A 19,126-nucleotide genomic window follows, 5' to 3' on the forward strand; every position below is an offset into this window, starting at 1 on the left:
AGGAGACATCTCCTCGCTTTTGCTATCTGACGGAGGAGTAAAAAATGGGACAACTCGTAGACGGCGTCTGGCAGGATGTCTGGTATGACACCAAATCCACCGGTGGACGCTTTAAGCGCTCTGTTTCGGCCTTCCGTAACTGGCTGACCGCCGACGGCGCACCCGGCCCGAGTGGCGAAGGGGGTTTTGCGGCGGAGAAAGATCGTTATCATCTATACGTTTCTCTCGCCTGCCCGTGGGCGCACCGCACGCTGATTGTGCGCAAACTTAAAGGTCTCGAATCGTTGATTCCGGTTTCGGTGGTCAACCCGCTGATGCTGGAAAACGGCTGGACGTTCGACAGTGACTTCCCTGCCGCGACCGGTGATGAGCTTTATCATCACGATTTCCTGTATCAGCTCTATTTACGCGCCGATCCGCACTACACCGGACGCGTAACAGTGCCTGTGCTGTGGGACAAGAAAAACCAGACGATCGTCAGCAATGAATCCGCTGAAATCATTCGCATGTTCAATACCGCGTTTGACGCGCACGGCGCCCGCGCCGGGGATTACTACCCGGTTGAGCTGCGCGAGAAAATTGACGAGCTGAACGGCTGGATCTACGACAACGTTAACAACGGCGTCTATAAAGCAGGATTTGCCACCAGCCAGGAAGCGTACGACGAAGCGGTCGGAAAAGTCTTTGAATCCCTGGAGCGTCTGGAGCAGATCCTCGGCCAGCATCGCTATCTGACGGGCGACCGCCTGACGGAGGCGGACATCCGCCTGTGGACCACGCTGATCCGCTTTGATCCGGTGTATGTCACCCACTTCAAGTGCGACAAGCATCGCATCAGTGATTACCTGAACCTGCACGGTTTCCTGCGCGACATCTATCAGATGCCGGGGATTGCGGAGACGGTCAATTTTGACCATATTCGCACCCACTATTTCCGCAGCCATAAGACCATCAACCCAACGGGCATTATCTCCATTGGCCCGTGGCAGGATCTGGATGAACCACACGGGCGCGACGTGCGTTTCGGATAATTATTTAGGGAATCAATTGATTCCCTTTTTTAATTTACGGCATGCATCTATCCTTACCTCGATCGCTTAGAAAACAAGTGATTGACTGATATAAGAGGCAAGGAAAAATGGACTGGTATTTAAAGGTACTGCGCAACTATTTTGGTTTTGGTGGCCGCGCCCGCCGCAAAGAGTACTGGATGTTCGTTCTGGTGAACTTCGTCCTGATTATGGTGCTGGGCATTGTGGACAAGATCCTCGGCTGGGAACGCGAGGGGGGTGAAGGCATTCTCACCACCATTTATGGTGTGTTAGTTCTGCTGCCTTCATGGGCCGTACTGTTTCGTCGTCTCCACGACACCGATCGTTCGGCGTGGTGGCTGCTGTTACTGCTGATCCCGCTTATCGGCTGGATCGTGATTTTGATTTTCAACTGTCAGAGCGGAACGCCTGGCGAAAACCGCTTTGGTCCGGATCCTAAGGCAAGCGCGTAAATTCTGCCCGGTGGCGCTTACGCTTACCGGGCCTGCGCTTATTTGTTGTGGTGGGCAAAGAGCTTTGGAATTTCACGCAAACACCACGATTTGGCTTCGCCCATGCTGTCGCGACGCCACGCCATAATAATATCCACTTCGCTGGTGTATTCCGGGCTGACGACGCGCAGCCGCCCTTCTGCAATGTCCTTTTCGACAAACGGATACGGCATGGTCGCCACGCCCAACCCCGCCAGGAGCGCCTGACGCTTATCTTCCAGCGACGTTACCGTCAGTCGCGGCTGTTTATCCAGCAACTGTACCGTCAGCACCGGTCGTTCACGGGCAGTATCCGCGACCGCCACGCCACGATACTTCACGCGCGTGACCTCAGAAAGCGGCTCCGGCTCCTGATGGATAGGGTGATCCGGGGCTGCGACGTAAACGTTCATCACGCTGTACAGTTTGCGTGAGTTGATCTCTGACGATGAGCGGAAATGCATGTCCGGCGCAATGACGATATCCGCCCTGCCCGTCTCAAGACGCTCCCACGCCCCGGCCAGCACCTCGGTGATGATCGACAGCTGGGTATTGGCTTTCGCGGCCAGTCTGTCCACCAGCGGGAACAGCGCCTCGGTGGGCACCAGCGCTTCGGTGACTAACGTCAGGTGGGTTTCCCAGCCGCGGGCCAGCGCTTCGGCATCCGTCGTCAGCTTATCCGCCGCTTCCAGCAATACGCGGCCGCGCTCCAGCAGCATTCGCCCAACGTTGGTGAATTTTGTTCGATGACCGGAGCGATCGAAGAGCACGACATCCAGCTCCTCTTCCAGCTTTTGCATGGTGTAGCTCAGCGCAGACGGAACGCGCCCCAGTTCATCTGCCGCCGCGGCAAAACTGCCGCGCCTGTCAATCGCGTCCATGACGCGAAGCGCCTCAAGCGTCAATGCTCTCTCTTTAGCCATCTCGTTCTCATTCAGGAAATTTGAACATACCGGGCAGAATATCTGGCTAACAATGCAGCGTCCATACCTTTACCATTGATTTAGTGTAAAGAGAGGTCAAGTTTATGATTACGACAAGAACAGCGAAACAGTGCGGACAAGCCGATTTCGGTTGGTTGCAGGCCCGCTACACCTTTTCCTTTGGACACTACTTTGACCCTAAACTTCTCGGTTACGCTTCACTGCGCGTATTGAATCAGGAAGTACTCGCCCCGGGCGCGTCCTTCCAGCCGCGCACGTACCCTAAAGTCGATATCCTGAACCTGATCCTGGAAGGCGAGGCAGAATACCGCGATAGCGAGGGCAATCATGTCCAGGCGAAGGCTGGCGAGGCGCTGCTAATTTCCACGCAGCCAGGCATTAGCTATAGCGAGCATAACCTCAGCAAAGATAAAACGCTGACCCGCATGCAGCTGTGGCTTGATGCCTGTCCGGAGCGGGAAAATCCGCTGGTGCAAAAGATCGATCTGAAGGGCGATAAACAGCAGCTGATTGCCTCACCAGACGGCAGCAAAGGCAGTTTGCAGTTACGCCAGCAGGTATGGCTGCACCATATCGAACTGAAAAAAGGTGAACAGGCGAGCTTCCAGCTTCATGGCCCGCGCGCCTATTTGCAGTCCATTCACGGAACGGTGCATGCGGTAACGCATACGGAAGAGAAAGAAGCGCTCACCTGCGGTGACGGGGCGTTTATTCGTGATGAAGCGAATATCACCCTGGTGGCAGACACGCCGCTGCGCGCGCTGCTGATTGATTTGCCGGTGTAAAGAACGCACTCGCCCTTACCCCTCACCCTGGCCCTCTCCCCAAAGGGGAGAGGGAACGATCAAGCCCCTCGCCCCTCTGGGGAGAGGGGTTGGGGTGAGGGGAAATTTTTACACCTTATTCGCCATAATCTCTATGATCTGCCGGTCCGTTGCCTGCATTGAGCGGCACGCCAGGGCGCACAGGTTAGAAATAGACTGTTCCACATCGTGCGCCACAATCCCCTCGTTACCTGTCACGGCAGTATCATCCAGCGCCATCATCACGGCTTTCCAGGCGCTGGTGACGCTGGTCGAGACTTTCATTGCGCAGCTGTTAGACGCCCCATAGCAGATCATCCCGCTCACGTCGCCGATCATACTGCCGATCGCCATGGAAATGGTCTGGTAAGAACCGCCCATCAGCCACGCCATCCCCGCCGCAGCCCCCATTGCTGCCGTTGTCGCCGCGCACAACGCGGACAAGCGCGGAAGCTGGTAATGGATATAGATAGCCGACAGATGCGAGAGCATCAGCGCCCGCGCCAGGCGTTCGTCATCAGCCTGAACATGTTCAGCCACCACGACCACCGGCATGGTGGCGGTGATGCCCTGATTCCCGGACCCCGAGTTGCTCATCGCCGGTAGCGTCGCGCCCCCCATGCGGGCATCCGAGGCCGCGCTGGTGCGGATAACAATGTCTGAACCCAGATCCTGGGCCATCCATCCCCGTGCGCGCTGTTTATTGAGCGTCGCGCCAATGTGCAACCCCCAGTTACCACGTAAACCTTCCCGGGAGAGCGCATCGTTCAGTCGCCCTGCATCGAGGATAAAGCGGATCGCGTCGAACGGCACCTGTTCCACAAACTCAAGGATCTGCGAGAGCGTGGTGGTCGAGAGCACCGCAAGCGGATCATCGTTCGTCTGGCGCTGTTGCTCGTCAAGCCTGAAGCGCGTTTCGCCCTGACAAACCACCTCCACCACCCGGGTATGCCCGCCCGCAATAGTCACCATCGCCGAGGACTCACCGGCGTAAACGCAGGCACGCGAATAGAGGATCTCATCGCACGGCTCCTGCAATTTCACCTGCACCAGACCGGCGCTAAGCATTGCTTTGGCGCGCGCCAGCGCATCGGCGGTGACATCTTTCAGCACCTCCAGCCCCGCCTGCGCATTGCCACCGATGGCCCCCAGCGCGGCCGCTATTGGCAAACCAACCATACCGGTGCCGGGTACCGTTACGCCAAGCCCGTTTTTCATCAGGTTCGGCGATACCCACGCCTCGATACGCGTTACATCGCCGGAAAGCTGTCCGGCAGCCATGGCGCAGGCCAGCGCCAGCGAGACGGGTTCGGTACACCCCAGCGCAGGCTTTACCTCTTCCTGCACGGCGCGAATAAAATGGTTCCATAAAGGATTAATTTGCTCAGACATCGTTACGACCTTATTTAACCTCATGAGAAGGCGAGGAAAGGAGAAACACAAAGCAGCAGCCCGGTAATCACAATAATCACCAGCGATACGCCTTTATATTTATGAAGTGCGGGCACTTTGTAGACCAGCCACGCCGGAATTAAGCAGCCCACCATCCCGAAAATAGGGCTACAGATGGAGGTGAAGCTCAGCACCGGCGCGTTTAATACAATCGCGCTCCAGGCCAGCAGGATGGCGAAGAGCATAATCCCGCGCTGGACGGTGTTTTCATTGATTTTCTCCACCGGCATTTTGCGGCGCAGGATATTCATTACGATGCCCTGCGTCGCCTCACGAAAGCCGAGATAGACGCCGAAGAAGGCGGTCATCACAGCGAAGATATTGAGGATCACGCTGACGATTTTGACCCAGCCCGCACCGTCGCCGCTGATAAACTGTGCCGCGATTGCCAGGGCAGAAATGTTCTGCTCGTAGGCTTTCACCGCCTCGTCGTGCCCCATCGCCAGTGTGAAGGAGACCGCGTAGAAAAAGACCGTGACAAACAGCACGCCGAAAGCAATATTCATCGCCCGCAGCGCTTTATGACGCGCCTCCTCAACGGATTTTTCCCGCGACCGATAGGAAATTACCATCGGGCTTAAGGTCTGAATAAACAAAATGGAGGTTAAGGTGAAAGGCAGCGTAATAATGGCATTTTTAATCAGCAGCCCCATCGGTGGCAGCATGCCGACATTGGCTAAATGCCAGAGTCCAATCATCGAAAGACCCAGCGCCGCCACCACAAATAATTTGGTCAGCACCATCAGGCTGGAGACTTTAAACAGCAGCTTTTCACCGCGCGACGAAATAGCGACCAGAATGCAGATCAGGAATAAACCGTAGAACGGATTTTCAGATAACAAACCGTCGGTCACGCCGAAGGTGTGCAAATAAGATGCGCTGTCGTTGGTGATAGCCGTGGAATAGACAAACATCCAGATCACCAGCATCACGAAATAAAGCGCACCCAACAAGATGCCCCAGTTTTTACCTAAATAACCGCTAATGACGCTCGGGTAGTCTTTACATTCCGGGGATCCCGCCAGCGTATTAATAAACAGGCGCTGGAACAGGTACATGGCCGGATAGCCAATAATCGACGAGAGCAAAAAGACCCACAGCCCCATTAATCCGACCTGCACCGGGAGAAAAACAATCCCCGCGCCGATAGCCATCCCAATACTCATGATGACCCAGCCCGTATCGGTACTGTCGAATTTGATCGCCTCTCGCCATTCGCTTTCGCTCATTCCCGCCCGCCTTGCCGCAGGGGAATCACTCACAATCACATTGCTGTTTGTTGCCATATTCATTGGGCACTCGCTTATTTTGTAGGGTAACTAGTTGTTTTTATAAGTTTCCGACCGCCAGCGATGGCGAGTCAGAGAGTGCAGGTGTGTGTTATTGGTATGGGGAGATCATATCCGGAGCGCGGGAGAAAAAAGTCACAACTTTAATGAGGGTTTTCTTCGTTGGGAGGAAATTTTGCTTTTGGTGGATTCGATAAAGAGGTTATTTTCTAAAAGTAACGGTGTTCACGAAATTAAAAGCCTCCTCAAGCGAGGAGGCTTGAAGGCAGCCGGAATTACATCGCCTGCGTAAACGTCCTCGATATCACGTCCTGCTGCTGCTCACGCGTCAGGGCGTTAAACCGCACCGCATAGCCTGAAACGCGGATCGTCAGGTTCGGGTAGTTCTCCGGATGGGCAATCGCATCCAGCAGCATCTCCCGGTTCATCACGTTAACGTTCAGGTGCTGACCGCCCTCAATGGTCGCTTCGTGGTGGAAATACCCGTCCAGCAGCCCTACCAAGTTGTTTTTGCGCACCGGCTCGTCCTTGCCCAGCGCCTGCGGCACGATGGAGAAGGTGTAGGAGATCCCGTCTTTCGCATAGGTGAACGGCAGCTTGGCGACCGAGGTTAACGACGCCACCGCCCCTTTTCTGTCGCGCCCGTGCATCGGGTTGGCCCCCGGTGCAAACGGCGTACCACCGCGGCGTCCGTCCGGCGTGTTGCCGGTCTTCTGGCCGTAAACCACATTGGAGGTGATGGTCAGGATCGACTGCGTCGGCACCGCGTTGCGGTATGTCGGCAGCGCCTGGATCTTCTTCATAAAGCGCTCCACCAGGTCGCAGGCAATGCTGTCCACGCGATCGTCGTTGTTGCCGTACTGCGGGTAGTCGCCTTCGATGACAAAATCGACCGCCAGACCAGTGTGGTCGCGCACCGGTTTTACCGTGGCGTATTTGATGGCCGACAGGGAATCCGCCGCCACCGACAGTCCGGCAATGCCGCAGGCCATGGTGCGGTAGACGTCCCGGTCGTGGAGCGCCATCAGCGAGGCTTCGTAGCTGTACTTATCATGCATGTAGTGAATGAGATTCAGCGCGCTAATGTACTGCACCGCCAGCCAGTCCATAAAGTGGTCGAGGCTCGCCATCACGGTGTCGTAATCCAGCACCTCATCCAGCAGCGGCTCGGTTTTCGGCCCCACCTGGATCTTCAGCTTCTCATCCACCCCACCGTTGATCGCGTACAGCAGCGTTTTCGCCAGGTTAGCGCGCGCGCCGAAGAACTGCATCTGCTTGCCGATCACCATCGGGCTGACGCAGCAGGCAATGGCGTAGTCGTCACTGTTGAAGTCAGCGCGCATCAGATCGTCGTTCTCATATTGCAGCGAGGAGGTAACGATAGAGACCTGCGCGGCATATTTCTTGAAGGCGATTGGCAGTTTCTCGGACCAGAGGATCGTCAGGTTTGGCTCCGGCGCAGGCCCCATGGTGTGCAGGGTATGCAGGTAGCGGAAGCTGTTTTTGGTCACCAGCGTGCGGCCATCCAGACCCATGCCGCCAATCACTTCCGTGGCCCAGATCGGATCGCCAGAGAAGAGGGTGTCGAACTCCGGCGTGCGCAGGAAGCGTACCATGCGGATCTTCATGATGAAGTGGTCGATCAGCTCCTGGGCCTGAACCTCATTCAGCCTTCCTGCCTGCATGTCGCGTTCAATGTAGATATCGAGGAACGAGGCCGTGCGCCCCAGCGACATCGCCCCGCCGTTCTGGGATTTCACTGCGGCAAGGTAGGCAAAGTAGACCCACTGCACCGCTTCCTGCGCATTCATCGCCGGACGTGAAATATCAAAGCCATAGTTCGCCGCCATCTGCTGGATCTGAAGCAGCGCACGTTTATGCTCCGCCAGCTCCTCACGCAGGCGGATCGTGGCCTCCAGATCTTCTCCGCGCTCCAGTTTCCCCTGGAGATCGGCGAACTGGAGTTCACGTTCGCGCACCAGATAGCTGATGCCGTACAGCGCCACGCGGCGGTAGTCGCCGATGATGCGTCCGCGCCCGTAGCCATCCGGCAGACCGGTTAACACGCCCGATTTGCGGCAGCGCATCATTTCCGGGGAGTAAACGTCAAACACGCCATGGTTGTGGGTTTTGCGCAGGTCGGTGAAGAGATATTCAAACTGCGGATCCATCTCGCGACCGTAGGCTTCAAACGAGCTGCGGATCATGTTGATCCCGCCGTACGGGTGCAGGGCGCGCTTGAGCGGCTTGTCGGTTTGCAGGCCGACGATTGTCTCCAGCTCCTGGTCAATATAGCCCGGCCCGTGGGCGGTAATGGTGGTCGCGATGTTGGTATCAAAATCCACCGGGGCGTGGGTGGCATTCTCCTGGCGAATACCGACCATCACCTTCTGCCACAGCGCCGTCGTTGCTGGCGTCGCCTGCGCGAGGAAAGCTTCATCGCCTTCATAAGGGGTGTAGTTATGCTGAATAAAATCGCGCACGTTAACGGCGTTTTTCCATTCTTCACCGCGAAACCCGGCCCATGCGTCGCTGTAAGGCGCGACGCCCGTATCGATTGTTACTTTCATCAGATTCTCGCTTTATCAGGCGTAAGCCGCGGCCGGAGTAACCTTCCCAAGACGGAGGGCATCCAGCGCGATCATTTTTTCTTCGTTGGTAGGGATAACCGCGCAGGCCGCGCGGGACGACTCGGTGGAGATGACGCGCTCACCCGCGCTGCCCGGCAGGGCATTTTTCGCCTCGTCGAGGGTGATGCCAAACACCTTCAGGTGCTCCACCACCAGCGTACGGATGAGCACGGAGTTCTCACCGATCCCGCCGGTGAACACCACGCCATCCAGACGGTGCAGGGACGCGGCGTGCCCCGCAATGTGCCGCGCAACGCGGTGAACGAAGGTGTGTATCGCAAGCGCGGCCCGCTCATTAGCTTCGTGCCAGGCCTTCTCTAATGCCCGCAGATCTGAAGAAATCCCGGAGATCCCCAGCAACCCCGACTCTTTGTTGACCACGCGCTCCAGATCCTCGAACGACTGGCCGGTCTGCTGGGCGATCCACGCCATCGCGCCAAAATCCACGTCGCCGCAGCGCGTACCCATCACCAGCCCCTCCAGCGGCGTCATGCCCATGGACGTGTCCACGCTTTCGCCGTTACGCACCGCGCAGATGGACGCGCCGTTGCCGAGATGGGCAATCACCAGGCCGCTGTCACCGGGGGACAGCCCGAGAAGCGTATGCGCCTGCGCCGCCACGTAGCGATGAGAGGTGCCGTGGAAGCCGTAGCGGCGTACGCCCAGCTCTTCAAAATAGCGGTACGGCAGGCCGTACAGATACGCCTGCGGCGCCATGGTCTGGTGGAAGCTGGTGTCAAATACCGCCACCTGCTGCACGCCAGGGAACAGGCGCTCTGCGGCTTCCACGCCGCTCAGGTTGGCGTAGTTATGCAGCGGCGCCAGCGGGGAAACCTGGCGGATCTGCTCAATCACCTCTTCCGTGATCAGGGTTGACTCGCTGAAGAGATCGCCGCCGTGCGCAATGCGATGGCCGATTAAGGCCACGCTGCTCATCAGGTTGCGCTTCTCCAGCTCCAGGGCGATGGCAGCCAGCGCCCCTTCGTAGTCCTGGTGAGCCAGTCTGACTGGCTCACCCCCGTTCACGGAAATAAAGGCTTTTTCAGTGTTGATGCCGTCCGCAATGCCCGTCATCAGAGCATCGCAGCTTGCGGCGTCCAGCACCGAAAACTTAACAGAGGACGATCCGCAGTTAATGACCAGTACTACCGGAAACTCAATCATGGTATGGCTCCGCTCTTCCTGAGCTTTGATTTAAAACAGTTTGTACACGATGTTCAGAATGGTCAGCAGGCCAACCACGGTAACGAAGATGTTCTCGGTACGGCCTTTGTATTTCGCCAGCGCAGGCGCCTTGCGGATGGCGTACATCGGCAGCAGGCACAGCAGTGAAGCGATAATTGGCGCGCCCATGGCTTCAATGAGGTCCAGAATGTTCGGGTTGGCGTAGGCCACAATCCAGGTGGAGCCCATGATGAAGACCATGCTGATGGTGTTCAGCTTGCCGACGGAGACTTTCTTCTTGTCGCCCTTGTAACCGAACTTGAGGATCAGGCCATTCAGTCCCTCCAGCGTACCCAGGTAGTGGCCGAAGAAGGATTTAAAGATAGCGACCAGCGCGATAATGGACGCACCGTATTCCAGCACCGTAGCGAACGTGGATTTACTGCCTGACATGGACGCAAAGTGGTTTGCCAGGTAAGAGAGCACCGGGATGTTCTGCGCTTTGGCGTCCGCCATGTTCTGCGGCGAGAGCGTAAACAGGCAGCTAAAGGCAAAGAACATCACCACGGCAACCATCAGCAGGCTGGCGCGACCGATGATTTTGGAACATTTCTGCTCGGTGAATTCTTTCCCGAACTCCGGCTCGTACTCTTCGCGCTTGGAGACCACGAACGACGAGACGATAGGCGAGAAGTTGAAGGAGAAGACCATGATGGAGATCCCCAGCCACACCGTGACCAGAATGCCGTCATGACCGGTGAAGGCGATATCGCTCAGGTTGACCTGGTCGATAACCGCTGAGTTCCAGTACGGGATCAGCGAGAGAGAAATCAGCACCAGGCTGGCGATGAACGGGAACACCAGGTAGCTCATCACCTTCACCATCAGGTCTTTACCGAACCAGATCACAAAGGCCATCAGCAGCAGCAGGAACAGCGCCACCACGCCGCGGTTCAGCGCGGGCATCTGGAGCTGGTTTTCCCAGAAGGTCATAAAGGTGTTAGTAATGGTGACGCCGTAAATCCACAGCAGCGGGCAAATGGCGAAGAAGTAGAGGAAGGTGATCACCACCCCGCCGGTCTTACCAAAATGCTCTTCCACCGTTTCGGTGATGTTGCCGGAGACGTTACTGCCGGACAAACACAGGCGCGCCAGCGCGCGGTGGCAGTAAAACGCAATCGGGAAGGCGAGTACCAGCATCAGCAGGATGGGGATCAGTCCGCCAAAGCCTGCGCGAATGGGGAAAAACAGCACGCCTGCGCCAATGGCGGTACCAAACAGGCCGAGCGTCCAGGTGGTATCCGATTTACGCCAGGTGGACGTTTTTGTCTGGCCAACGATAATGCTTTCTGTGTTGCTCATAAGTCATCCTTTATGCGTCAACGAAGCCGGTAATTTGGGAAACACGGGAGAGATCGATATTGCCGCCGGAAATAATGCACACGGTTTTTCGGCCCTGAATATAGTGGTCAAGTTTGCCGCTTAATAACGCCGCGCACGCCAGCGCGCCCGCGCCTTCCGTCACCACTTTATTTCGCTGAATAAGCGCGATCATGCTGTTGCGAATTTCGTCTTCACTGACCAGCACAATGTCATCGACTAATTCACGAACGATTTCGAAGGTTAATTTACCCGGGCGAGACACGTCGCAGCCGTCGGCTAATGTACCGGTAACGCGATGGTTGATTATTTCTCCGGCCTGATACGATGCCGCCATGCCGTGCACGTTTTCAGACTGTACGCCGATAATATTAATGGTCGGGTTGATGGATTTAATTGCTGTCGCAATACCGGCAATTAAACCGCCGCCGCCGATGGGGACAATCACGTTATCCACGTCATATAAATCTTCGAGGATTTCCAGGCCAATGGTGCCCTGACCCGCGATCACTTTCGGATCGTCGTAAGGCGGGATAAATATGCGCCCTTCCATCTCGACGATTTCGCTCACTTTGGCGATGGTGTCGTTAAAGTTTTCGCCGTGCAGCACCACTTCGGCGGAGTAGTCGCGCGTGGCGGCAACCTTGGATTTCGGCGCGCCCATCGGCATCACCACTTTGCCGTCAATGCCGAGCATGGCACAGGAGAGCGAGACCCCCTGCGCGTGGTTTCCCGCAGAGCAGGCCACCACGCCCTTGCGTTTTTCCGCATCGGTCAGCGAGCTTAATTTATTAAACGCTCCACGTATTTTAAACGAACCGGTACGCTGCATATTTTCAAATTTCAGGAATATCTCACCCTTACACCGTTCGCTGAGATAATTTGAGCGCGGCATACCGGTTTTATAGATTTTTCCCGCCAGTCTTTTTCTGGCGTCCTGAATATCTTCAATAGTCACCGGGAGATCGTAAGTAATGTGCATAATATCCTCGTTATAATAATTCATTGTTTTCAGGCAAAGTCAGGGTATCAGAGCGTTAAAAAGCATCGCTCCGGGTGTTTTAAATCATCATTATTTCTATCGTCGTTTTTCGATATTCATCGACGAATATTGTTTTGCCAACTCAACTAATACTGACGCCGATTTTTTAATACTGTAATTTTTCGACCACACGGCGGCATAACGCGCCACGGGTAATTCATCTTCTACTGGCAAAACGATAAACTGATCCGAACCGAATGGTGCAATCATGTCACGGGGGATCACCGTCAGGTAATCGGCATTGAGGACAAGGTTATAGATGGTGACGACGGAATCGGTCTGGACGATGTTTTCAATGCTGATGTGGTTGTCTTGCAGGGTGGTCAGGAGTTCGTTGTAGTAGCCCATATCGGTTTGCGGCATCACCCACTGCTCATGCGTGAGCGATGCCAGTCTGGTCGGGCCGGTGCACGTTCGTGATTTACTCGCCACCAGCACAAACTCGGATTCAAACAGAGGCTCGACGTGAAGATCCTGAAGCTGCATTCCGTCGCTCAGCGTGCCGATGGCGAAATCCAGCCGACCATCGCGAATGGCGGGCAGGAATGAAGAGAGCTGCGCTTCATACATGGAGACGCGCGCTTTCGGGAACACTTCCTTGAATTTTTTGATCATCCCGGACAGAAAGGTGAAGCCAATCAGCGACGGATAGCCAAAGGAAACGTCCATGACGGTACTGAAACTGAGGCTGTTGATCTCGCTTACCATGTTTTTCATTTCGCGGGTGATCGACTCAGCGTACGACAGCAGCACCTGGCCAGCGGCAGTGAGTTTTACGCCGGTGTTTTTACGCACCATCACTTCCACCCCAAAGTAGGATTCGATGTCGCTGATGATTTTGCTGACGGCAGGTTGCGTCAGCCCCAGTTGTCTTGCAGCAGAACCTATGGAGCCACTTTTGATGACTTCCTGAAATACCACGAGGTGCTGTGTTTTCGGTAGAATAATAGTATTCATAATATTCTGCGCTTATTTCCCTATGACGCAGCGGATTCTACCCAATATTGTTTCCGGGGGTATGTGCTGTTACTCACAATTTGCCAGAACGCCCATTTTTCAAACGCACCCAATAGCGATTTATTTCTTTATTAATCAACTAGTTATCACAATAAAAATACGCAATTACGCTGATATTGACCAATAAAAAACGCAGTAATAAATTTATTTTATGGCAATAACCAGCGTGAATTTTTTGCCTTAAAAATATTAATAAAGGCTATCTTTCAGGCAATTAAAGGTTAATAAAACAGCATTATTCCTTTAAAACATTTTTGTGGTTTATCAACTTTACCAGGAATATTTATTCCATTTTCGGTTAAAGGGTGGGATATATCACACATTCACCAGAAGAATGTTTTTAGATTCAATATTCGATTATCAAATAAAAAACATTCCGTATCACAAAGCCAACAAATGCAACATTGAATCAACACTACATTTTTCTCATTTTATAGCGTTAAATTTTGTGATTGCGATCATGCGCAGCAGATGAGAGGAACGTGTATCGGAGAAAACAGTGAAATGTGCTTAGCGTCGCAAAATTGAGAATTGATGTCGTTTGGCGCTACGCTTACCCACTCTTCAGCAACCTTCAGAAAGCAAAAACCCCGCCGAAGCGGGGTTTTGTAAGAAGTTGAAGCTGACCGATAAGCCGGGTTCTGTCGTGGACAGTCATTCATCTAGGCCAGCAATCGCTCACTGGCTCAAGCAGCCTACCCGGGTTCAGTACGGGCCGTACCATGTGAACCCCTATTTGGCCTTGCTCCGGGTGGAGTTTACCGTGCCACGGACTGTTACCAGCCGCGCGGTGCGCTCTTACCGCACCCTTTCACCCTTACCTGATCCCGCTTGCGCGGGCCATCGGCGGTTTGCTCTCTGTTGCACTGGTCGTGGGTTTCCCCCCCAGGCGTTACCTGGCACCCTGCCCTGTGGAGCCCGGACTTTCCTCCCCTCCGCCCGTCTCCCCCGAAAGGGACGACGACGAAGCGGCGACTGTCTGGTCAGCTTCGGCGCGCAGTATAGAGGGTTTGCGCGCCGCTGTCACCCCTGGCTGCGCATGCCTACCTGCAATGTGGCCGCGATATTGCGCGAGGCGCGGTAAATGTTGTCAGAGGCTCCCCGGAACGCCTCTTCCAGCGAACCGATGCGGGTCAGTACGCTGAACACCGCATCGATGCCGTACTGGTGTACCACACCCACGTCCTGCGTCAGACTTCCGGCAATCCCTATCACCGGCTTATGATATTTTTTGGCAACGCTCGCCACGCCAACGGGTACTTTGCCGTGAATGCTCTGGCTGTCGATACGCCCTTCCCCTGTCAGCACCCAGGTGCAGTCGTGAATATGTTCTTCAAGATTGAGCGCCTGGGTGACAATCTCAATGCCGCTTTTCAGCTCAGCCCCCAGGAAGGCCATCAGCGCCGCGCCCATGCCGCCCGCGGCGCCTGCCCCCGGCACCGGGTTGACGTCAATACGCAGCGATTTTTTGATCACCTCGGCATAGTGGCTAAGGCTGGCGTCGAGTTCGAGGATCATCGCCTCCGTCGCCCCTTTTTGCGGGCCAAAGATACGCGACGCGCCGCTTTCACCCACCAGCGGATTCGTCACGTCACAGGCGACGCGGATTGTGCATCCCTGAAGACGCGGATCGAGACCCGAAATATCAATATGGTTTAGCGCCATCAGGCTACCGCCGCCGTAGCCGATCTCCGTCCCGTTCGCATCCGTAAACCTCGCGCCCAGCGCCTGCATCATGCCTGCGCCCCCATCGTTGGTTGCGCTCCCGCCGATACCGATAATGATATTGCGCGCGCCTTTATCCAGCGCACTGAGGATCAGCTCCCCCGTACCGCGGGTGGTGGTGATAAGCGGGTTACGCCGCGCGGGAGGAACAAGCGCCAGGCCGCTGGCGGCGGCCATCTCGATAAATGCGGTGGTACCGTCGCCCGAGATCCCCCAGCAGGCATTCACCTTTTCCCCTAACGGGCCGGTGACGACAGCCTGTTGCCAGGTGCCCTGCGTCGCGGCGATCATCGCTTCAACCGTACCTTCCCCACCGTCAGCAACGGGAACAGAGACGTAATGAGCGTCGGGGAAAATTTCCCGAAATCCTTTTTCTATTGCCTGCGCCACTTCAGTGGCAGACAGGCTTTCTTTATAAGAGTCTGGCGCGATTACGATTTTCATAGTGATATGCCTGGACCGTAGGCCCGGTGATCATGGCGACACCGGGCAGGACGTCATTAGCGAGCAATTTCGACCTTCGCCAGTTTTTCGTAGTAGCACGCTAACGCGCTGTGATCGGCAGTGCCCAGACCATCCGCACGCAGCGCCTGCATCATCTCCATGACGGCGGCAGTCAGCGGCAGCTGTGCCCCCACGCCGTGGGACGTATCCAGCGCATTCGCCAAATCTTTAATATGCAGGTCGATGCGGAAGCCCGGCTTGAAGTTACGATCCATCACCATCGGCGCCTTGGCATCCAGCACGGTGCTGCCCGCCAGACCACCACGAATGGCCTGATAAACCAGATCCGGATTAACGCCCGCTTTGGTGGCCAGCGTCAGCGCTTCGGACATTGCCGCGATATTCAGCGCCACAATGACCTGATTCGCCAGCTTGGTAACGTTGCCTGCGCCAATTTCACCGGTGTGCACCACGGAGCCAGCCATCGCTTTCATCAGGTCGTAGTATGTGTCGAAGACGGCCTTATCGCCGCCGACCATCACCGACAGGGTGCCGTCGATGGCTTTCGGCTCGCCGCCGCTGACCGGCGCATCCAGCATCTCCACGCCTTTCGCTTTCAGCGCCTCGCTGATTTCGCGGCTCGCCAGCGGTGCGATAGAACTCATATCAATCACCACCAGGCCCGGCTTCGCGCCGTCGATAATGCCGTTCTCACCCAGCGCCACCTCTTTCACGTGCGGTGAGTTTGGCAGCATAGTGATAATGACGTCGCACTGCTCAGCAATCGCTTTTGCAGTAGTCGCCGTTTCTGCGCCAGCCGCAATCACCTCTGCCACCGCGTCTGAATTACGATCTAAAACCACCAGTGAGTAACCTGCTTTGATGAGGTTTTTGCTCATTGGTTTGCCCATGATACCCAGGCCAATAAAACCCACTTTCAGCGTCATAATCTGTTTCCTCAATGATGTTTATTTTTTAAAAGCGTCCGCTAATTTCTGCGTGGCGGCGCGGAATACGCCGAGGTCGCTGCCGACGGCAACAAACGTTGCGCCCCACTCCAGGTAGCGGCGGGCATCGGCTTCCACTGGCGCCAGAATGCCGCACGGTTTACCGTGCGCTTTGGCACGGGCAAAAATGTGCTGGATAGCGCGCTGCACGTCCGGGTGGCTGGCGTTGCCCAGATGACCAAAAGCGGCAGCCAGATCGCTTGGGCCGACGAAAATACCGTCCACCCCATCGGTCGCGGCAATGGCGTCGACGTTATCGACCCCCTGCTGGCTCTCGATCTGAACCAGAATGGTGATGTTCTTGTTTGACTGGGCGAAATAGTCCGGCACGGTGCCAAACATGTTGGCGCGGTGCGAGACGGACACGCCGCGGATCCCTTCCGGCGGATAGCGGGTCGCCGCCACGGCCAGCACCGCTTCTTCTTCCGTTTCAACAAACGGGATCAGGAAGTTATAGAAGCCGATATCCAGCAGCCGCTTAATGATCACCGGCTCGTTGGTAGGTACGCGCACCACCGGCGCGCTGTGGCTGCCTTTCAGCGCCATCAGCTGCGGAATAAACGTGCTGATATCGTTCGGCGCATGTTCGCCGTCCAGCACCAGCCAGTCGAACCCGGCGAGACCCAGCACTTCGGTGCTGATGGGGTTGGCCAGCGCAGACCAGCAGCCAATCTGAATCTGGTGCGCGGCGAGGGCCGCCTTAAATTTATTCGGGAAGATGTCGTCGTTCATTACTTATACCTTTTTTAATTCCGCAGTTTTAGCCAGGATCTTTTTATTTATTCCGACTCATCGTCAGCGTTATATTTATTTTCCTGCCTGAATTTTGGCGTTATAAAATCGTCATTCAGTATAATCGTCACCACACGGCAGTACATTGTTTTAATGCTCAATTATCCATCGTGAGCCGAACGCTATTTTGAGCATATGCACAATACAGTGGGCGCTGATGCACAGAATCAACGATTAATGGTTCGGTAGCGATCGCGATCACATTCTCACCTTTCCTCACCTGACATTCTTTATTTCTTCAATAAGAAACAATTACCCATCTGGCTATAGTGAGTATCAGATATTTTTGCTGGAGAAGAGTGAACAATGGCCGATATTGAAATTCGACAGGCATCGCCGACGGCGTTCTATATAAAAGTGCACGATACCGATAACGTGGCGATTATCGTCAACGACAATGGCTTAAAAGCAGGCACCCGCTTTCCGGATGGCCTGGAGCTGATTGAGCACATTCCGCAGGGGCATAAAGTCGCCCTGGTCGACATCCCGGCGCACGGCGAAATCGTGCGCTATGGCGAAGTCATCGGCTATGCGGTGCGCGCTATCCCGCAGGGTAGCTGGATCGAGGAGTCGCTGGTTGAGCTGCCCACCGCCCCGCCGCTGGAGACGTTGCCGCTGGCTACCCGCGTGCCTGAGCCGTTGCCTCCGCTGGAAGGTTATACCTTCGAAGGTTACCGCAACGCGGACGGCAGTGTGGGAACCAAAAACCTGCTCGGCATTACCACCAGCGTGCATTGCGTGGCGGGCGTCGTGGATTACGTGGTGAAACTGATTGAGCGCGATCTGCTGCCGAAGTACCCGAACGTCGACGGCGTGGTGGGTCTTAACCACCTGTACGGCTGCGGCGTGGCGATCAACGCACCCGCGGCGGTCGTGCCGATCCGCACGATCCACAATATCGCCCTCAACCCCAACTTTGGCGGCGAGGTAATGGTGATTGGCCTCGGCTGTGAAAAATTACAGCCAGAACGCCTGTTGCAGGGTACGGAGGATGTGAAAGCCATTCCGGTTGACGATGCCAGTATTGTGCGTCTTCAGGATGAACACCATGTCGGCTTCAGATCGATGGTCGACGACATTTTGCAGGTGGCAGAACGCCATCTGGAGAAGCTGAATAAACGCCAGCGTGAAACCTGCCCGGCCTCTGAACTGGTCGTTGGGACACAGTGCGGCGGCAGCGATGCGTTTTCCGGCGTCACCGCTAACCCGGCAGTGGGCTATGCCTCCGATCTGTTTGTGCGCTGCGGCGCCACGGTGATGTTCTCCGAAGTCACCGAAGTGCGTGACGCCATCCACCTGCTTACGCCGCGCGCCGCCAACGAGGAGGTGGGCAAGCGCCTGCTGGAGGAGATGGCCTGGTACGATAACTATCTCGATATGGGCAAAACCGACCGCAGCGCCAACCCGTCGCCGGGGAATAAGAAAGGCGGCCTCGCGAACGTGGTGGAAAAAGCCCTCGGCTCGATTGCCAAATCCGGCCAGAGCGCGATTGTGGAAGTGCTCTCGCCTGGCCAGCGGCCAACCAAACGCGGCCTGATCTACGCGGCAACGCCTGCCAGTGATTTCGTTTGCGGTACCCAGCAGGTGGCGTCCGGTATTACGGTGCAGGTCTTTACCACCGGGCGCGGCACGCCGTACGGCCTGATGGCGGTCCCGGTGATCAAAATGGCGACCCGCACCGAACTGGCAAACCGCTGGTATGACTTAATGGATATCAACGCGGGCACCATCGCCACCGGGGAAGAGAGTATTGAAGAGGTGGGCTGGAAGCTGTTCCACTTCATTCTGGATGTGGCAAGCGGGCGGAAGAAAACCTTCTCCGATCAATGGGGATTGCATAACCAGTTGGCGGTGTTTAACCCGGCGCCGGTGACGTGAATTCATAGTGAACCTTGCTTAGCATGGCTTCGGCCAT

The 19,126-nt window shown here is 55.8% G+C and carries 15 protein-coding genes and 1 other RNA gene; 4 read left to right on the top strand and 12 right to left on the bottom strand.

From position 1 onward, the window contains the following. Positions 1-44 precede the first annotated feature (44 nt). The gene (locus tag ACOTX7_RS07765) at positions 45-1,031 is read left to right on the top strand and encodes a glutathione S-transferase family protein (protein WP_047355078.1); all 987 of its coding nucleotides are present in this window, start codon (positions 45-47) and stop codon (positions 1,029-1,031) included. Between the two features lie 107 nt (positions 1,032-1,138). Further along, complete coding sequence (locus tag ACOTX7_RS07770; protein ID WP_000384149.1) at positions 1,139-1,504, top strand: DUF805 domain-containing protein; 366 nt, start codon at positions 1,139-1,141, stop codon at positions 1,502-1,504. Between the two features lie 38 nt (positions 1,505-1,542). On the opposite strand, the gene yhaJ is transcribed toward ACOTX7_RS07770, so the two are convergent. Then, positions 1,543-2,445, bottom strand: coding sequence for a DNA-binding transcriptional regulator YhaJ (gene yhaJ, locus ACOTX7_RS07775; protein WP_003862655.1), 903 nt, complete (start codon positions 2,443-2,445; stop codon positions 1,543-1,545). Positions 2,446-2,549: 104 nt separating this feature from the next. Here yhaJ and ACOTX7_RS07780 point away from each other — a divergent pair, with 104 nt between their 5' ends. Beyond that, the gene (locus ACOTX7_RS07780; RefSeq protein WP_006812078.1) at positions 2,550-3,251 is read left to right on the top strand and encodes a pirin family protein; all 702 of its coding nucleotides are present in this window, start codon (positions 2,550-2,552) and stop codon (positions 3,249-3,251) included. Between the two features lie 108 nt (positions 3,252-3,359). On the opposite strand, the gene ACOTX7_RS07785 is transcribed toward ACOTX7_RS07780, so the two are convergent. The 11 genes from ACOTX7_RS07785 to garL all read right to left on the bottom strand — a co-directional run bounded on the left by ACOTX7_RS07785 (position 3,360) and on the right by garL (position 17,151). Next, a complete protein-coding gene (locus ACOTX7_RS07785) occupies positions 3,360-4,661 on the bottom strand; it encodes a serine dehydratase subunit alpha family protein (protein WP_221256505.1) in 1,302 nt (433 codons plus the stop codon). A 20-nt stretch (positions 4,662-4,681) separates the two neighbouring features. After that, on the bottom strand, positions 4,682-6,013 hold the full coding sequence (locus ACOTX7_RS07790) for an amino acid permease (RefSeq protein WP_221256506.1): 1,332 nt from the start codon (positions 6,011-6,013) through the stop codon (positions 4,682-4,684). Between the two features lie 272 nt (positions 6,014-6,285). Further along, positions 6,286-8,580 carry a formate C-acetyltransferase gene (gene pflB / locus ACOTX7_RS07795; RefSeq protein WP_221813329.1) on the bottom strand — a complete coding sequence of 765 codons (2,295 nt, stop codon included), beginning with the start codon at positions 8,578-8,580 and terminating at the stop codon, positions 6,286-6,288. A 15-nt stretch (positions 8,581-8,595) separates the two neighbouring features. Further along, positions 8,596-9,804 carry a propionate kinase gene (gene tdcD, locus ACOTX7_RS07800; protein ID WP_221813327.1) on the bottom strand — a complete coding sequence of 403 codons (1,209 nt, stop codon included), beginning with the start codon at positions 9,802-9,804 and terminating at the stop codon, positions 8,596-8,598. A gap of 30 nt (positions 9,805-9,834) precedes the next feature. Further along, on the bottom strand, positions 9,835-11,166 hold the full coding sequence (tdcC, locus tag ACOTX7_RS07805; RefSeq protein WP_006812083.1) for a threonine/serine transporter TdcC: 1,332 nt from the start codon (positions 11,164-11,166) through the stop codon (positions 9,835-9,837). 10 nt (positions 11,167-11,176) lie between these two features. Next, positions 11,177-12,166, bottom strand: a complete 990-nt coding sequence (gene tdcB / locus ACOTX7_RS07810; RefSeq protein WP_032674147.1) for a bifunctional threonine ammonia-lyase/L-serine ammonia-lyase TdcB — start codon at positions 12,164-12,166, stop codon at positions 11,177-11,179. A gap of 96 nt (positions 12,167-12,262) precedes the next feature. Further along, positions 12,263-13,183: a transcriptional regulator TdcA gene (gene tdcA, locus ACOTX7_RS07815; RefSeq protein ID WP_006812085.1), complete on the bottom strand. Its 921-nt coding sequence runs from the start codon at positions 13,181-13,183 to the stop codon at positions 12,263-12,265. A gap of 674 nt (positions 13,184-13,857) precedes the next feature. Beyond that, positions 13,858-14,234, bottom strand: an RNA gene (gene rnpB / locus ACOTX7_RS07820) — RNase P RNA component class A. Between the two features lie 32 nt (positions 14,235-14,266). Beyond that, entirely contained in the window at positions 14,267-15,412 is a 1,146-nt protein-coding gene (gene garK / locus ACOTX7_RS07825) for a glycerate 2-kinase (protein ID WP_006812088.1), read from the bottom strand. Between the two features lie 56 nt (positions 15,413-15,468). Next, the gene (gene garR, locus ACOTX7_RS07830) at positions 15,469-16,359 is read right to left on the bottom strand and encodes a 2-hydroxy-3-oxopropionate reductase (RefSeq protein ID WP_006812089.1); all 891 of its coding nucleotides are present in this window, start codon (positions 16,357-16,359) and stop codon (positions 15,469-15,471) included. Between the two features lie 21 nt (positions 16,360-16,380). Further along, a complete protein-coding gene (garL, locus tag ACOTX7_RS07835) occupies positions 16,381-17,151 on the bottom strand; it encodes a 2-dehydro-3-deoxyglucarate aldolase (RefSeq protein WP_000997157.1) in 771 nt (256 codons plus the stop codon). Between the two features lie 366 nt (positions 17,152-17,517). Here garL and garD point away from each other — a divergent pair, with 366 nt between their 5' ends. Next, the gene (garD, locus tag ACOTX7_RS07840) at positions 17,518-19,089 is read left to right on the top strand and encodes a galactarate dehydratase (protein ID WP_221256508.1); all 1,572 of its coding nucleotides are present in this window, start codon (positions 17,518-17,520) and stop codon (positions 19,087-19,089) included. Positions 19,090-19,126 lie beyond the last annotated feature (37 nt).

The organism is Enterobacter cloacae complex sp. IR5418, from assembly GCF_049238105.1.
Taxonomy (GTDB): domain Bacteria; phylum Pseudomonadota; class Gammaproteobacteria; order Enterobacterales; family Enterobacteriaceae; genus Enterobacter; species Enterobacter hormaechei.

What these genes read in the sequence shown, in the direction of transcription:
- ACOTX7_RS07785 (WP_221256505.1), bottom strand. Translation starts at nt 4,661, where the DNA reads ATGTCTGAGCAAATTAATCCTTTATGGAACCATTTTATTCGCGCCGTG.
- tdcD (WP_221813327.1), bottom strand. Translation starts at nt 9,804, where the DNA reads ATGATTGAGTTTCCGGTAGTACTGGTCATTAACTGCGGATCGTCCTCT.
- ACOTX7_RS07790 (WP_221256506.1), bottom strand. Translation starts at nt 6,013, where the DNA reads ATGAATATGGCAACAAACAGCAATGTGATTGTGAGTGATTCCCCTGCG.
- ACOTX7_RS07765 (WP_047355078.1), top strand. Translation starts at nt 45, where the DNA reads ATGGGACAACTCGTAGACGGCGTCTGGCAGGATGTCTGGTATGACACC.
- tdcB (WP_032674147.1), bottom strand. Translation starts at nt 12,166, where the DNA reads ATGCACATTACTTACGATCTCCCGGTGACTATTGAAGATATTCAGGAC.
- pflB (WP_221813329.1), bottom strand. Translation starts at nt 8,580, where the DNA reads ATGAAAGTAACAATCGATACGGGCGTCGCGCCTTACAGCGACGCATGG.
- ACOTX7_RS07780 (WP_006812078.1), top strand. Translation starts at nt 2,550, where the DNA reads ATGATTACGACAAGAACAGCGAAACAGTGCGGACAAGCCGATTTCGGT.
- ACOTX7_RS07770 (WP_000384149.1), top strand. Translation starts at nt 1,139, where the DNA reads ATGGACTGGTATTTAAAGGTACTGCGCAACTATTTTGGTTTTGGTGGC.
- garL (WP_000997157.1), bottom strand. Translation starts at nt 17,151, where the DNA reads ATGAACGACGACATCTTCCCGAATAAATTTAAGGCGGCCCTCGCCGCG.
- garD (WP_221256508.1), top strand. Translation starts at nt 17,518, where the DNA reads ATGGCCGATATTGAAATTCGACAGGCATCGCCGACGGCGTTCTATATA.
- garR (WP_006812089.1), bottom strand. Translation starts at nt 16,359, where the DNA reads ATGACGCTGAAAGTGGGTTTTATTGGCCTGGGTATCATGGGCAAACCA.
- garK (WP_006812088.1), bottom strand. Translation starts at nt 15,412, where the DNA reads ATGAAAATCGTAATCGCGCCAGACTCTTATAAAGAAAGCCTGTCTGCC.
- yhaJ (WP_003862655.1), bottom strand. Translation starts at nt 2,445, where the DNA reads ATGGCTAAAGAGAGAGCATTGACGCTTGAGGCGCTTCGCGTCATGGAC.
- tdcC (WP_006812083.1), bottom strand. Translation starts at nt 11,166, where the DNA reads ATGAGCAACACAGAAAGCATTATCGTTGGCCAGACAAAAACGTCCACC.
- tdcA (WP_006812085.1), bottom strand. Translation starts at nt 13,183, where the DNA reads ATGAATACTATTATTCTACCGAAAACACAGCACCTCGTGGTATTTCAG.